Source organism: Pseudomonas sp. FW305-3-2-15-E-TSA4 (genome assembly GCF_058787295.1).
In genome coordinates this window covers 75,310-89,168 of sequence record NZ_JBYSZP010000022.1, presented here as the reverse complement: position 1 = coordinate 89,168, position 13,859 = coordinate 75,310, and the positions used below count along the sequence as shown (strand labels likewise).

Below are 13,859 nucleotides of genomic sequence, written 5' to 3'. Positions count from 1 at the left end.
GTGTCAGGCAACACAGATGCTGAATGACCTACCGCCTTCGCGAGCAAGCCCGCTCCCACATTGGATTTCTGGGTGGCTGAAATGTGCAGTCAGGCAGAGATGATCCGGTTCTTGCCCTGACGCTTGGCCTCATACATTGCCGCATCCGCCCGGGCGAACAGGCTCTCGAGACTGTCGTCGCCATCCCTGAGGCTGGTCAGGCCCTGGCTGACGGTGATGCCGAATGTCTGCCCCTCGTGGTTGAAACTCAGGCGCTGAATCTCCTGCTGCAGCCGCTCGGCCACTTGCAGCGCCATGTCCGGTGCGCAACCGGGAAACACCGCAGCGAACTCCTCGCCGCCAATGCGCCCGAACAGATCGCCCCGGCGTAACGACCCACGTCCGCATTCGGCAATCCGTTGCAGCACGTTGTCACCCGCCGGGTGGCCGTAGCTGTCGTTGATCAGCTTGAAGTCATCGATGTCCAGCAGCAGAAAGGCCAGGGGGGCACCTTGCAGGCGTGCTTCCTCGAATTCGCGATGGGCGCATTCGAAGAAGTGCCGGCGGTTGCTGCTCTGGGTCAGCACGTCGGTGGTCGCCAGGCGATGCAGTTCGGTTTCCATGCGCTTCTTGTCGGTGATGTCTTCGGCGATGCCGACAATGATCACCGGTTGCCCGGGTTCGTCCTGACGGTTGATGAAGCACTTGTCGCTGAGCCAGCGCACCTGACCGTCGGCGGCGATGATCCGGTACTCGCGGTCTTCCACCGCCCCCTTGTGCAGCACTTCGGCAAGGCTGCGTTCGGCGTAATCCAGGTCGTCGGGGTAGATGCTGTCGCGCCACTGGTTGTAGTCGGCCAGCAACAGGCCTGCGGAGCGACCGAAAATCCGCTCGTAGGCAGGGCTGACATACAGCACCTGACGGGTTTCCCAATTGAACGCCCAGAGCACCGCGTTGACGCTCACCAGTAATGAACTGAACAGTTGTTCGCGCTCGCTCAGCCGGGCGACTTCGCCTTGAGCGTGCATCAGCGCCATCAGGGTTTGCGCGGCCTCGGGCCACTGCGCAAGGGATGAGTCTTTTTGATTGTTGTTGACCATCGGCACATTTCTCAAAAGGTGTGCCGCAATTTCGACAACGGCCACAGTACAGCCCGCCGGGGTGGCGAAGTGTCTTTGAGATAGGGCTTTCGGTGCTAAGTTCCGCGCTTTTGTAGAGAGGGAGCCTGCTCCCGCCGGGCGGTAGAGATGACGCGTTTCAGCAATGAGAACGCGTCGACAAATTTGCGGTAGCTGCGCTACCTATCGGGGATGAATCCCCTCGCCACAGGGGATTCGTTCATGGCGGTCAGGCTGCGGCGGGGCGCAGCGAGTAGGTTTTCAGCTGGTCGGCGAATTCACGCAGGGACTGGATGCCGCTGGCTTCGGCCTCGTGCACCCATTCCTTGATGGCGGCGAGCATGTCGTGGCCATTGGCGCTGGTCTTGACCCAGATCTGCTGCAGGGCCAGGCGTTTTTCGTAAATGACCTTCAGCGCCTGGCTGTGCTCGAGCATGTTCTGGATGCGCAAGTGATGACGGTCTTCCAGCAGGCTGGTTTCCCGCGACAGCAGGCGCTTGGCCCGATGGAATTGATGGCGTACCGAATGATCGACCTTGTCCAGCTCCTGCTTGACCAGCGGGCCGATCACCAATTTGCGGTACTGGGCCATGATCTGGAAGCGGTTGTTGAGGATCGCCATGGCGGTGTCCATGTCCAGATGGCCCTTGCCTTCGACGCGGTGGGCAATCGGTGCCACACGCTGCACCTTGGCCAGACCGAAGAAGCTGAAGACCTTGATCCACGCCCAGCCGAGGTCGAACTCCCACTTCTTCACCGACAGCTTGGCCGAGTTGGGGTAGGTGTGATGGTTGTTGTGCAGTTCTTCGCCGCCGATCAGGATGCCCCACGGCACCAGATTGGTCGCCGCGTCGCGGCATTCGAAGTTGCGGTAGCCGATGGCGTGACCCAGACCGTTGACCACGCCGGCCGCCCAGACCGGGATCCACATCATCTGGATCGCCCAGATGGTGATGCCGATGGTGCCGAACAGCAGCAGGTCGATGACGCCCATGATCGCCACGCCCAGCAACGGGTAGCGGCTGTAGAGGTTGCGCTCGATCCAGTCTTCGGGGCAGTTCTTGCCGTAGATGCGCAGGGTCTCCGGGTTCTCGGCTTCGGCGCGATACAGCTCGGCGCCTTTGCGCAGCACGGTGGACAGACCCTTGATGACCGGGCTGTGCGGGTCATCTTCGGTTTCGCATTTGGCGTGGTGTTTGCGGTGGATGGCAGTCCACTCGCGGGTGTTCTGCGCCGTGGTCAGCCACAGCCAGAAACGGAAAAAGTGTTTCAGGCCGGCATTCAGCTCGAGCGAGCGATGGGCCGAGTAACGGTGCAGATAGACCGTGACGGCGACAATTGTCACGTGGGTCATCAGCAGGGTGACCGCGACCAGAGACCAGGCCGACAAGCCAAGAAAACCTTCGTACCACATAGGCTATAGGGCCCTCGATAAAGATAAAAACAGCCGTTGCATTATCACCAAGCACACAGATAAAACCAGTCGCCCTTTCAGATAAGAGTCGCTGGATGTTTCTTGACCTATAATTCCAACCTTTTTTGTAGGGACATGGACAGCCGAATGCCTGCCACTTACCGCGATGCCTTGCGTGCAGCGCTGCTTTACCTGTTGCTTGCTGTGGTCTGGCTGCAGGGAACTGGTTACTTATTGAACAGTTTCTTTGATGAGTCTGTCGATCTGCAGCGATGGCAACTGATCAACGGTTACGTCTGGGCTGCCGTCAGCGCTGGCCTGATTTTCCTGGCACGGGCCAGATTGTGCGAATTTCTCGGCATTGGTGCGCGGCTACGCGAGCGTCAGTCTGACCGTGAACGCTTGCGTCAGGCGGCAGCCGTGTTCGATTGCACCCGCGAAGGGGTGCTGGTCACCAACCGTCAGGGCCTGATCGTGCACGTCAACCGTGCGTTCATGGAAATCACCGGCTACCAGTACGACGAAGTTCTCGGCCATCAGCCAAGCCTGTTCAAGTCCGGCCACCATCCGCCGGGCTTTTACCGGGCGATGTTCGCCACGCTGGAGAGCGAGGGCGAATGGAGCGGTGAGATCTGGAACCGGCGCAAGAGCGGCGAGATTTATCCACAGTGGCAGACCATCCGCGTGATTCACGATGATCAGGGCCGGCTCAGTCACTACGTGGCGGTATTTTCCGACATCAGTGCGATCAAGGACTCCGAACACGAGCTCAAGCACCTCGCACACCACGACCCGCTGACCGACCTGCCCAATCGCCTGTTGTTCAGCGACCGCGCCGAGCAGGCGCTGGCCTCGGCGCAGATCCACAAGCGTGGCTGCGCCCTGCTGATGATCGATCTGGATCACTTCAAGATGATCAACGACAGCCTCGGGCACAACGTCGGCGATCGCCTGCTCAAAGCGGTGGCGGCGCGCCTGCAGGACCTGTTCGGCCCCGGGATTACCCTGGCACGGCTCGGCGGTGACGAATTCGCGGTGCTGGCGGAAAGTTGTCCACAACTGGTTCAGGCAGCGGCGCTGGCCCAGCGCATTCTCGATGCGCTGAAGGAACCGTTCAGCATCGAGCGGCATCAGCTGTTCATCAACGCCAGTATCGGTATCAGCCTGTTCCCCAGTGATGCATTGAGTGCCGATCAATTGCTGCGCAATGCCGACGCCGCGCTGTTCAAGGCCAAGAGCAGCGGGCGCAACGGCTACGCGCTGTACACCGAAGAGTTGACCGCCCATGCGCAGCAACGGGTCGAGATTGCCTTCGAGCTGCGTCGCGCGCTGGAGCAGCAGGAGCTGCGCGTCTATTACCAACCGGTTCACGATTTGCACAGCAGTCGGCTGATCGGCGTCGAAGCGCTGGTGCGCTGGGAGCATCCGCAGCGCGGTCTGGTGTCACCGGCGGAATTCATCCCGATCGCCGAGCGCACCGGGCTGATCGCCGAAATCGACGCCTGGGTGATGCGTCAGGCGTGTTCGCAGATGTGTCAATGGCAGCAGGCCGGGATTGTGTTGTCGTTTGTCGCGGTGAATGTGTCGTCGCGCCTGTTTGCCCGGCGTGAGCTGTATCAGCAGGTGGCGCAGGTGCTGCACGAGACCGGGCTGGATCCGGCGTATCTGGAGCTGGAAGTCACCGAAAGCGCGGTGATGGATGACCCGGAAGTGGCGCTGGAGCAGATGCATCGCTTGCGTGAATTGGGCATTCGCTTGGCCATCGATGACTTTGGCACCGGGTACTCGTCGTTGTTGCGGCTCAAGCGCTTGCCGGTGCAGAAGCTCAAGATCGATCAGGGTTTTGTCGCCGGTCTGCCGTGGGACGAGGACGACGCAGCCATCGTTCGCGTGATCGTCGCCCTGGCTCGCAGCATGGGCATGCAGGTGCATGCCGAAGGCATCGAGCAGGCCGAGCAGGCGGCGTTTCTGCTGGAGCAGGAATGTGATCTGGGGCAGGGGTACTGGTTTGGGCGGCCGGTGTCGGCGGGGGAGATTGATTGGGCGAAAGCCCCTGTTATCGGTTAACAGTCCTGTCATGGCTGACACAAAAACCTGTGGTGAGGGGATTCATCCCCGATGGGTCGCGCAGCGGCCCTGAAAAACAGGGACTGCTACGCAGTCCATCGGGGATGAAGCCCCTCACCACAAGGTTTCATAAAGGCTTCAAACACGGTGAACACCGCGCAAACCCTTGCCCCGTCAGATAATGTTTTCTAGTTATATAAACATTCTTAAATAGTCTTTTTAAGAATATCTGCGCCTCTCTTATATTGCTCCCACGCCGAACGCAGTGCCGCCCACTGCCAGGCATATCCCATTCAAAGGAGCAGCACCATGAGCGCATCCCTTCGCAGCGTTGACGGTCAGGACGAAAGCACCATCTTGCGGGAAATCCAGAGCGCCCTGCGCGATCTGCGTTTCGGCGCGGTGGAGATCACTGTGCACAACGCCCAGGTCGTGCAGATCGAGCGCAAAGAGAAATTCCGTCTGCAGCAGCCGGGTAACAAACCGAGCTGATTTGAAGATCAAAAGATCGCAGCCTGCGGCAGCTCCTACAGGGGGCTGTGTGTAGGAGCTGCCGCAGGCTGCGACCTTTGAACCGGCACCCCGATTTCCGAAATACATAAGAAAAAGCCACCACCAAGAATTCCAGGAGCTTTCACCATGTCGTCGATTCGCCGTTACGCTTTGGCCGCCCTGGCCAGCGCCGTGTTTGCCGGTTCTGCAGTTGCCAAGGATTACGAACTGCTCAATGTGTCGTACGACCCGACGCGCGAGCTGTATCAGGACTACAACGCCGAATTCATCAAGTTCTGGCAGAAGGATCATGCCGGCGACACCGTGAAAATCCAGCAGTCCCACGGTGGTTCGGGCAAGCAGGGCCGGGCGGTGATCGACGGTCTGCGCGCCGACGTCGTGACCCTGGCACTGGCCGGCGACATCGACGAAATCGCCAAGCTCGGCAAGACCCTGCCGGCCGACTGGCAGAAGCGTCTGCCGGACGCCAGCACCCCGTACACCTCAACCATCGTGTTCCTGGTGCGCAAGGGCAACCCGAAAGGCATCAAGGACTGGGGCGACCTGGTCAAGAACGACGTCTCGGTGATCACCCCGAACCCGAAAACCTCCGGTGGTGCACGCTGGAACTTTCTCGCCGCGTGGGCCTATGGCCTGAAAGCCAACGGCGGCAGCGAAGAAAAAGCCAAAGAATACGTACAGACCCTGTTCAAGCACGTGCCTGTGCTGGACACCGGCGCTCGTGGCTCGACCATCACCTTCGTCAACAACGGTCAGGGTGACGTGTTGCTGGCCTGGGAAAACGAAGCGTTCCTGGCGTTGAAAGAAGACGGCGGCGCTGACAAGTTCGACATCGTCGTGCCGTCGCTGTCGATTCTGGCCGAGCCACCGGTGGCGGTGGTCGACAAGAACGCCGAGAAAAAGGGCAACGAACAGATTGCCGAAGCTTACTTGAAGCACCTGTACAGCCCGGCCGGTCAGGAGATCGCCGCGAAGAACTTCTACCGTCCACGCGACAAGGACGTGGCGGCGAAGTACGCCCAGCAGTTCCCGAAACTGGAGCTGGTGACCATCGACAAGGACTTCGGCGGCTGGAAATCCGCACAGCCGAAATTCTTCAACGACGGTGGCGTGTTCGACCAGATCTATCAGGCGCAGTAATCTGAATCAAAATGAGCCTGAAGTTCAGGCACTTGAGATGTGGGAGTGAGCTTTTGTGGTGAGGGGATTTATCCCCGATGGGTTGCGCAGCAGCCCCAATGCCGACCTTTGCGGTGGATCAAATCTACCGCGAGCTCTGGTTTTGGGGCAGCTACGCTGCCCATCGGGGATAAATCCCCTCACCACAGGCCTCGCTCCCACATTGATGCGTTTTTAACCAAGGACTTTTATGTCGCGTCGTATCTCCCCCGTCATACCCGGCTTCGGGCTGACGCTGGGTTACACCTTGGTGTACCTCAGCCTGATTGTGCTTATCCCGCTGGCGGCGATGTTCGTCCACGCCGCCCAACTCACCTGGGATCAGTTCTGGACGATCATCTCCGCACCGCGCGTGCTGGCTGCTCTGAAGCTGAGCTTCGGCACCGCGCTGTGTGCGGCGATCATCAACGGCATCATCGGCACGCTGCTGGCCTGGGTGCTGGTGCGTTACACCTTCCCGGGGCGCAAGGTCATCGACGCGATGATCGACCTGCCGTTCGCCCTGCCGACGGCGGTGGCCGGTATCGCCCTGACCGCGCTGTACACCCCGACCGGTCTGGTCGGCCAGTTTGCCGCCGACCTCGGTTTCAAGATCGCCTACACCCCGCTGGGTATTACCCTCGCGCTGACTTTCGTCACCCTGCCGTTCGTGGTGCGCACGGTGCAACCGGTGCTGGCCGACATTCCCCGTGAAGTCGAAGAAGCCGCCGCCTGCCTCGGCGCGAAACCGTTGCAGGTGTTCCGCCATATCCTGCTGCCAGCGCTGTTGCCCGCCTGGCTGACCGGTTTTGCCCTGGCGTTCGCCCGCGGGGTCGGCGAGTACGGTTCGGTGATTTTCATTGCCGGCAACATGCCGATGAAAACCGAGATCCTGCCGCTGCTGATCATGGTCAAACTCGACCAGTACGATTACACCGGCGCCACTTCCATCGGCGTGCTGATGCTGGTGGTTTCCTTCGTCCTGTTGCTGCTGATCAACTTGCTGCAGCGGCGCATCGAAACCCCATAAGGAGGCGCGAACATGTTCCAATCGTCTATTGCGGCCGCGTCCTCGGCCAACGCTGCACGCCGTGGCAGTGCTACGTCACGGCGCGTGCTGATCGGTCTCGGCTGGCTGATCTTTTTCCTGTTTCTGGTACTGCCGCTGTTCATCGTGGTGTCGCAAGGTTTGAAGAATGGCCTCGGCGCATTCTTCACGGCGATCTTTGAACCGGACGCCTTGTCGGCGCTGAAACTCACGGTGATCGCCGTGCTGATTTCGGTGCCGCTGAACCTGGTGTTCGGGGTCAGCGCCGCATGGTGCGTGAGCAAGTATTCGTTCCGCGGCAAGAGCATGCTGGTGACGCTGATCGACCTGCCGTTCTCGGTGTCGCCGGTGATCGCAGGTCTCGTCTACGTGCTGATGTTCGGCGCTCAGGGCCTGTTCGGCCCGTGGCTGCAGGATCACGACATTCAGATCGTCTTCGCTCTGCCGGGCATCGTGCTGGCGACGATCTTCGTCACCGTGCCGTTCGTGGCCCGTGAGCTGATTCCGCTGATGCAGGAACAAGGCACGCAGGAAGAAGAAGCCGCGCGGCTGCTCGGCGCTAATGGCTGGCAGATGTTCTGGCATGTCACCGTCCCCAACATCAAATGGGGCCTGATCTATGGCGTGGTGCTGTGTACCGCGCGGGCCATGGGTGAGTTCGGTGCGGTGTCGGTGGTTTCCGGGCACATTCGCGGGGTGACCAACACCTTGCCGCTGCACGTCGAGATCCTCTACAACGAATACAACCACGTGGCCGCGTTCGCCGTGGCGAGCCTGTTGCTGATCCTGGCGCTCTTCATCCTGCTGCTCAAGCAGTGGAGCGAAAACCGTATCAACCGCCTGCGCACCACCGCCGCGGAGGAATAATTCATGTCGATCGAAGTGCGTAACGTCAGCAAGAATTTCAATGCGTTCAAGGCGCTGGACAACATCAGCCTGGACATTCACAGCGGTGAACTGGTGGCGCTGCTCGGCCCGTCCGGCTGCGGCAAGACCACGCTGCTGCGGATCATCGCCGGCCTGGAAACCCCGGATCAGGGCAATATCGTGTTTCACGGCGAAGACGTCTCCGGCCACGACGTGCGTGATCGCAACGTCGGTTTCGTGTTCCAGCACTACGCGCTGTTCCGGCACATGACGGTATTCGACAACGTCGCGTTCGGCCTGCGCATGAAACCGAAAAACCAGCGCCCGAGTGAAAGCCAGATCGCGACCAAGGTCCACGAACTGCTGAACATGGTGCAGCTGGACTGGCTGTCGGATCGCTACCCGGAGCAACTGTCCGGCGGCCAGCGTCAGCGTATCGCTTTGGCCCGCGCGTTGGCGGTGGAACCGAAAGTGCTGCTGCTCGACGAGCCGTTCGGCGCTCTCGACGCCAAGGTGCGTAAAGAGCTGCGTCGCTGGCTCGCGCGCCTGCACGAAGACATCAACCTGACCTCGGTGTTCGTGACCCACGACCAGGAAGAAGCGATGGAAGTCGCCGACCGCATCGTGGTGATGAACAAGGGCGTGATCGAGCAGATCGGCTCACCGGGCGACGTCTACGAAAACCCGGCCAGCGATTTCGTTTATCACTTCCTCGGCGACTCGAACCGCTTGCTGCTCAGCGACGACAACCATGTGCTGTTCCGTCCGCACGAAGTGTCGTTGTCCAAGCATGAACTGGAAGACCACCACGCCGCTGAAGTGCGTGATATTCGCCCGTTGGGTGCGACCACGCGAGTGACGTTGAAGGTGGAAGGGCAGACCGATCTGATCGAGGCGGAAGTGGTGAAGGACCACGACAGCCTGATTGGTCTGGCCAAGGGTGAAACCCTGTTCTTCAAGCCGAAGGTCTGGCAGAAAGTCGCCAGCCTTTAAGAGCAAAAGCTTCGCGAGCAGGCTCGCTCCCACAGGGAAATACATTCCAAATGTGGGAGCGAGCCTGCTCGCGAAAGCGCTCTACACAGCCGCGCGATTCGGATTGACCCGCACCACCCCCGCCCGCGCCTCGATCTGCTCTTTCAACTCATGGCGCATGCCGAGCAGGAACGCCACTTCCGCCACCACAAACAGCGGCCCGACAATCAACCCGCTGACATCATCGACAAACGCCGGTTTGCGCCCCTCGTAGTGGTGGCCGACAAACTGGATCACCCAGCCGATCACAAACATCGCCAGCCCGCTGCTCAGCCAGACCATGGTGCTCTGCTGCGCCAGCGTGTGCCCGGCCCAGACCGACAGCCCCATCAACAGCGTCATCAGCACGCCCAGCTTCAGTTCCAGGCGCAGGTAGAACCACGCCGACGCCAGCGCCAGCAGCACCGCCGGAGAGATCCACAAGCCGCCCAGTGACCATTCTGGTCGCGACAACAACACCGCCACCGCCACCACGATCAGCGGAATGCCGATAAAGTGGCTGGCGATGTTGCGCGGGTCGCGGTGGTAGGCGGCGTATTGACTGAGATGGTCGACGAGGCTTTTCATTGTTGTTCCTCCTGTAGGGTGCGTGCAGCATGCCTCGGGTTCGGCGTTCGCTCTGTCAGGCAGGCGACAATTGGGAGTGATCATGGATAAGCGTTCACGGCTGCTGACCGGGCAATGGTTCAGTCATCTGCCGGCATCCTTTCAGGATAGTCTGTTGGCGGCGGCCCGGGAGCGGCGGCTGACGGCGGGGCAGCGCCTGTTCCAGCGCGGTGATCCGCCCTGCGGCCTGTACGCGGTGCTCGACGGCGCGATCCGAATCGGCGCGGTGAGCGAGCAGGGCAAGGAGGCGTTGCTGAGCCTGGTGGAGGCGCCGCACTGGTTCGGCGAAATCTGCCTGTTCGACGGCCAGCCACGCACTCATGATGCGTATGCGGTCGGGCCGTGCAGCCTGCTGAATATCCCGCAGGCCACGCTGCTGAAAATCCTCGACGAACAGCCGGTGTACTGGCGCCATCTGGCATTGCTGATGAGCCACAAACTGCGCCTGACCTTTATCAATCTCGAACAGTTGAGCCTGCTGCCGGCCCCGGCACGCCTGGCGCATCGCTTGCTGATGATCGCCGAGGGCTACGGTGAAATCGATGCGCCACGCCGGGTCCTGCAATTGCCCCAGGAGCAGCTGGCGTCGATGCTGTCGCTGTCACGGCAGACCACCAACCAGATCCTCAAGGATCTGCAGGGGCAGGGGATTATCGGGTTGGGGTATGGCGAGATCGAGATTCTCGATGCCGAGCGATTGCGCGCGCTGGCCACAATTTGACGGGCACCTGAGATCCCCTGTGGGAGCGAGCCTGCTCGCGAAAGCGGTGGGTCATTCAACGGTGATGTCGAGTGAACCGACGCCTTCGCGAGCAGGCTCGCTCCCACATTTTTGATCTGTGTTGATTCAGGAGCCGCGATAGGTCGAGAAGCCATACGGGCTGAGCAGCAGCGGGATGTGGTAGTGCTGGTCAGTCTGCTTCACTTGAAAGATCACCGGGATTTCCGGGAAAAACGTCTCGCGCTTGTTCTTCTCGAAATACTCGCCGGTCTTGAACACCACCCGGTATTCGCCCGCTTCGAAAGGCTGTTTGGCCGGGAACAGTTCAGCGATGCGTCCCTGTTCGTTGGTGGTGCCCTGGGCCAGTGGCTGCCAGTTCTGGCCGACGTGTTTTTCCAGGGTCACGTTGACGCCCGGCGAGGGCAGGCCGTTTTCCAGGTTGAGCACGTGCACGCTCAGCGGGTTGCCGGCGGCCAGCGCCAGGCTGGAGAAGGCACTCAGGCCGAGTGCAGCGAAGGTCATGCGCAGGGTAGTCATGGTCAGTCTCCTTATTGGGAACGGGTAATGGTCAGGCCGGCGTTTTCGGCGGCCTTGATCGCACAGTTTTCGTCCTGCTCGCCGCCGCCGGAACCGGCCACGCCCATGGCGCCGACCAGTTCATCAGCGGCGAACAACGGAATCCCGCCGCCGAGCAACAGCAGCTCATCGAGGGTGTTGAGGTTGGCGGTTTCCGGATTGCTGCGGGCGCGCTCGGCGAACAGCCGGGTCGGGGTTTTCGTCGACAGCGCGGTGTAGGCCTTGCGCTGGCTGGCAGCGGTGTTGTGCGGGCCGATGCCGTCGCCGCGCAGGGTTACCAGCAAGTTGCCGCCACGGTCGAGCACCGATACCGTGGCGGTGCAATTGCTCAGCGCCGTGTCGGCCAGCAGGCGTGCGGTTTTCAGATCCAGGTCAGCGTGACGCGACAGTTCAGGGGCGGCGAAAACGCTGGTGCTGAGGCCGAGGGCGAGGCTGGCTGCAAGGTATTTGGCGGTCATGAACAGGCTCCGAAAGCGAAGGACATCACCTTAGCCGCCGCTCTTCGTCAGAACCCCGTCAGCCGGATTACAAGTTTGTAATGGGCAATCGGGCCGAAGGCGCCTAGCCTGTGTGCCTGATCAATCGAGGTGTACCATGCGTTTGCTGGTCGTAGAAGATGAAGCCAAAACCGCGAATTTCCTGGCCAAGGGCCTGGGCGAGTCGGGTTTTGCCGTGGACGTGGCGCTCAATGGTCTCGATGGGCGCTATTTCATCGAGCAGCAGGAATATGACCTGATCATCCTCGACGTGATGCTGCCGGGCCTCAATGGCTGGCAGCTGCTGCAACTGATCCGCCAGCGCGGCGCCACCCCGGTGTTGTTCCTGACCGCCAAGGACGCCATCGAAGACCGCGTGCGCGGCCTCGAACTGGGCGCCGATGATTACCTGCTCAAACCCTTCGCCTTCGCCGAATTGCTCGCGCGCGTGCGCACCCTGCTGCGCCGCGGGCCGCTGCGCGAGGCCGAGTCCTACAGCATCGCCGATCTGGAAATCGACGTGCTACGGCGTCGGGTCAGTCGGGGCGGTCAGCGCATTGCCCTGACCAACAAGGAATTTGCCTTGCTGCAATTGCTCGCCAGCCGTCAGGGCGAAGTGCTGTCGCGCACGCTGATCGCCTCGCAGGTGTGGAACCTGAATTTCGACAGCGACACCAACATGGTCGAAGTTGCAGTGCGCCGCCTGCGGGCCAAGGTCGATGACCCGTACATGCCGAAACTGATCCACACCGTGCGCGGGGTCGGCTATCAGCTGGAGGCGCCCGACGATGCGGTCTAGGTCGATCGCCTGGCGTCTGGCGCTGGCGTTCGCCGTGGTTTGCGCGTTGGTGTTGAGTGCGATCGGTGTGTTTCTCTACCGCTCGCTCGACGCGGAGATCGCCTATCGGGATGACTTGGCGTTGCTCGGCCGTCTGGAGCAGGTGCGCGCCTTGCTCGCCGACAGTGACAGCCTCGGCGCCTTGCAGGCGCGGCCACGTCTCTATCAGAACATGCTCGGTAACCTCGACAGCCTGCTGTTGGTGCGGCGCGCCGATGGCTCGAACGTGATTGCGATCAACCCGCGCCAGCGCGACCTACCGCCATTGAACGCAATCGCACGCGAGCAAACGCCGCAGCGTCGCGATGTGCTGACCTGGCAAGCGCCGGACGGCGCTGAGCTGGCGCTGTTGTCCGGTGAAGCCCAAGGGCCGAACGGCGAACCGCTGACGGTGATCGCGGGCAAGGTACTGACCGAACGTGAACAGATGCTCGCCAGTTATCGCTTGCGCCTGTACCTGGCCGTCGGGCTTGGCGCGTTGCTGGCGTTCGCGCTGGGCCTGGTTTTGCTGCGCCGTGGTCTGCAACCGTTGCGCCAGTTAAGCGCGGCGGTGCGCGGCATTGATCTGCGCAGCCTAGACCAGCGTCTGCCCGCCAGTGGCACCCCCGCCGAACTGCTCGAACCGGTGCAGGCGCTCAACGGCATGCTCGCGCGGCTGGACGACAGCGTGCAGCGCCTCTCTCAGTTCTCCGCCGACCTCGCCCACGAGATCCGCACCCCGCTGCACACCTTGCTCGCCAGCAACGGCCAGGCGCTGAATCACCCGCGCAGCACGGCGGAGTATCAGGAGCTGCTGGCGTCGAACATGGAAGAATTCGAACGCCTCAAACGCATGGCCGAGAACCTGATGTTCCTCGCCCGCGCCGAACAGGCGGAGCGCGCGCTCGACTTGCAAACCCTGGATCTGCACAGCGTCGGCAGCGAGCTGTGCGATTACTTCGAAGCCTTGGCCGATGATCGCCAGTTGCGCCTGGAAAACCGGCTGCACGGCGAACTGTTGGCCGATCAGCAACTGCTGCAACGTGCCCTGGGTAATCTGCTGGCCAACGCGGTGCGTCACGCCGATGAAGGCACACTGATCAGCCTGCGCCGCCACGATGAGCCGGGCGTATGCTGGTTGCAGGTCCACAACCACGGCCCGGTCATCGCGCCAGAACATCTGGGCAAACTGTTCGACCGCTTCTATCGCGTCGATCCTTCACGGGCGCAGCCTGGGGATTCCGGTGGGCTGGGGCTGGCGATCGTGCAGTCGATCATGCTGTTGCATGGCGGGCAGGTCAGGGTGAGCAGTGATGCGAGTGGCACAGTGTTTGAGTTGGGTTTTGTCCTGAGCCAATGATGCGCCGTGCAAGTATTCTGAAACTCAGCTAGAGTTTGGTGACTAGTGCATCGCATGTGATGCATTTCATTTATTTATCTATAAATGCATCGTAAACAGTGCAGGTT

The 13,859-nt window shown here is 61.2% G+C and carries 14 protein-coding genes; 9 read left to right on the top strand and 5 right to left on the bottom strand.

All coding sequences use genetic code 11. The annotated features are described in order from the left end of the window. Positions 1-89: 89 nt before the first annotated feature. Entirely contained in the window at positions 90-1,079 is a 990-nt protein-coding gene (locus AC3WMV_RS25510) for a GGDEF domain-containing protein (protein ID WP_103368627.1), read from the bottom strand. A 247-nt stretch (positions 1,080-1,326) separates the two neighbouring features. Next, positions 1,327-2,511: a delta-9 fatty acid desaturase DesA gene (desA, locus tag AC3WMV_RS25505; RefSeq protein WP_027611144.1), complete on the bottom strand. Its 1,185-nt coding sequence runs from the start codon at positions 2,509-2,511 to the stop codon at positions 1,327-1,329. Between the two features lie 147 nt (positions 2,512-2,658). Here desA and dibA point away from each other — a divergent pair, with 147 nt between their 5' ends. The 6 genes from dibA to AC3WMV_RS25475 all read left to right on the top strand — a co-directional run bounded on the left by dibA (position 2,659) and on the right by AC3WMV_RS25475 (position 9,157). Beyond that, positions 2,659-4,578: a phosphodiesterase DibA gene (dibA, locus tag AC3WMV_RS25500; RefSeq protein ID WP_103368628.1), complete on the top strand. Its 1,920-nt coding sequence runs from the start codon at positions 2,659-2,661 to the stop codon at positions 4,576-4,578. Between the two features lie 309 nt (positions 4,579-4,887). Next, entirely contained in the window at positions 4,888-5,070 is a 183-nt protein-coding gene (gene oscA, locus AC3WMV_RS25495; protein ID WP_039772974.1) for a sulfur starvation response protein OscA, read from the top strand. 147 nt (positions 5,071-5,217) lie between these two features. Continuing rightward, positions 5,218-6,231, top strand: a complete 1,014-nt coding sequence (locus AC3WMV_RS25490; protein WP_027611146.1) for a sulfate ABC transporter substrate-binding protein — start codon at positions 5,218-5,220, stop codon at positions 6,229-6,231. A gap of 229 nt (positions 6,232-6,460) precedes the next feature. After that, the gene (gene cysT / locus AC3WMV_RS25485) at positions 6,461-7,279 is read left to right on the top strand and encodes a sulfate ABC transporter permease subunit CysT (RefSeq protein WP_007952818.1); all 819 of its coding nucleotides are present in this window, start codon (positions 6,461-6,463) and stop codon (positions 7,277-7,279) included. Between the two features lie 12 nt (positions 7,280-7,291). After that, positions 7,292-8,164, top strand: a complete 873-nt coding sequence (gene cysW, locus AC3WMV_RS25480) for a sulfate ABC transporter permease subunit CysW (protein WP_103368629.1) — start codon at positions 7,292-7,294, stop codon at positions 8,162-8,164. A gap of 3 nt (positions 8,165-8,167) precedes the next feature. After that, positions 8,168-9,157, top strand: coding sequence for a sulfate/molybdate ABC transporter ATP-binding protein (locus AC3WMV_RS25475; RefSeq protein ID WP_003220514.1), 990 nt, complete (start codon positions 8,168-8,170; stop codon positions 9,155-9,157). 81 nt (positions 9,158-9,238) lie between these two features. On the opposite strand, the gene AC3WMV_RS25470 is transcribed toward AC3WMV_RS25475, so the two are convergent. Further along, complete coding sequence (locus AC3WMV_RS25470; protein ID WP_096796908.1) at positions 9,239-9,763, bottom strand: Mpo1 family 2-hydroxy fatty acid dioxygenase; 525 nt, start codon at positions 9,761-9,763, stop codon at positions 9,239-9,241. A gap of 82 nt (positions 9,764-9,845) precedes the next feature. Between AC3WMV_RS25470 and AC3WMV_RS25465 the strand changes: the two genes are divergently transcribed. Beyond that, positions 9,846-10,523: a Crp/Fnr family transcriptional regulator gene (locus AC3WMV_RS25465; protein ID WP_097086821.1), complete on the top strand. Its 678-nt coding sequence runs from the start codon at positions 9,846-9,848 to the stop codon at positions 10,521-10,523. A 126-nt stretch (positions 10,524-10,649) separates the two neighbouring features. Here AC3WMV_RS25465 and uraH read toward each other — a convergent pair whose 3' ends face one another. Together uraH and AC3WMV_RS25455 are read right to left on the bottom strand one after the other, a co-directional pair. Then, entirely contained in the window at positions 10,650-11,060 is a 411-nt protein-coding gene (gene uraH / locus AC3WMV_RS25460; protein ID WP_097086822.1) for a hydroxyisourate hydrolase, read from the bottom strand. Between the two features lie 11 nt (positions 11,061-11,071). Beyond that, a complete protein-coding gene (locus tag AC3WMV_RS25455; RefSeq protein WP_103368630.1) occupies positions 11,072-11,557 on the bottom strand; it encodes a GlcG/HbpS family heme-binding protein in 486 nt (161 codons plus the stop codon). Positions 11,558-11,693: 136 nt separating this feature from the next. Here AC3WMV_RS25455 and AC3WMV_RS25450 point away from each other — a divergent pair, with 136 nt between their 5' ends. Then, positions 11,694-12,374 (top strand): heavy metal response regulator transcription factor, encoded by a 681-nt coding sequence (locus AC3WMV_RS25450; RefSeq protein WP_027611153.1) that lies wholly within the window; start codon positions 11,694-11,696, stop codon positions 12,372-12,374. After that, the gene (locus tag AC3WMV_RS25445; RefSeq protein ID WP_103368631.1) at positions 12,364-13,752 is read left to right on the top strand and encodes a heavy metal sensor histidine kinase; all 1,389 of its coding nucleotides are present in this window, start codon (positions 12,364-12,366) and stop codon (positions 13,750-13,752) included. Before AC3WMV_RS25450 ends, AC3WMV_RS25445 begins: the two co-directional genes overlap by 11 nt. The last annotated feature ends 107 nt before the right edge of the window (positions 13,753-13,859 follow it).

Excerpts from the sequence above, each read along its gene's own strand:
- AC3WMV_RS25455 (WP_103368630.1), bottom strand. The coding sequence starts at position 11,557 with ATGACCGCCAAATACCTTGCAGCCAGCCTCGCCCTCGGCCTCAGCACC.
- cysW (WP_103368629.1), top strand. The coding sequence starts at position 7,292 with ATGTTCCAATCGTCTATTGCGGCCGCGTCCTCGGCCAACGCTGCACGC.
- AC3WMV_RS25465 (WP_097086821.1), top strand. The coding sequence starts at position 9,846 with ATGGATAAGCGTTCACGGCTGCTGACCGGGCAATGGTTCAGTCATCTG.
- AC3WMV_RS25475 (WP_003220514.1), top strand. The coding sequence starts at position 8,168 with ATGTCGATCGAAGTGCGTAACGTCAGCAAGAATTTCAATGCGTTCAAG.
- AC3WMV_RS25470 (WP_096796908.1), bottom strand. The coding sequence starts at position 9,763 with ATGAAAAGCCTCGTCGACCATCTCAGTCAATACGCCGCCTACCACCGC.
- AC3WMV_RS25490 (WP_027611146.1), top strand. The coding sequence starts at position 5,218 with ATGTCGTCGATTCGCCGTTACGCTTTGGCCGCCCTGGCCAGCGCCGTG.
- dibA (WP_103368628.1), top strand. The coding sequence starts at position 2,659 with ATGCCTGCCACTTACCGCGATGCCTTGCGTGCAGCGCTGCTTTACCTG.
- cysT (WP_007952818.1), top strand. The coding sequence starts at position 6,461 with ATGTCGCGTCGTATCTCCCCCGTCATACCCGGCTTCGGGCTGACGCTG.
- oscA (WP_039772974.1), top strand. The coding sequence starts at position 4,888 with ATGAGCGCATCCCTTCGCAGCGTTGACGGTCAGGACGAAAGCACCATC.
- uraH (WP_097086822.1), bottom strand. The coding sequence starts at position 11,060 with ATGACTACCCTGCGCATGACCTTCGCTGCACTCGGCCTGAGTGCCTTC.
- AC3WMV_RS25450 (WP_027611153.1), top strand. The coding sequence starts at position 11,694 with ATGCGTTTGCTGGTCGTAGAAGATGAAGCCAAAACCGCGAATTTCCTG.
- desA (WP_027611144.1), bottom strand. The coding sequence starts at position 2,511 with ATGTGGTACGAAGGTTTTCTTGGCTTGTCGGCCTGGTCTCTGGTCGCG.
- AC3WMV_RS25510 (WP_103368627.1), bottom strand. The coding sequence starts at position 1,079 with ATGGTCAACAACAATCAAAAAGACTCATCCCTTGCGCAGTGGCCCGAG.
- AC3WMV_RS25445 (WP_103368631.1), top strand. The coding sequence starts at position 12,364 with ATGCGGTCTAGGTCGATCGCCTGGCGTCTGGCGCTGGCGTTCGCCGTG.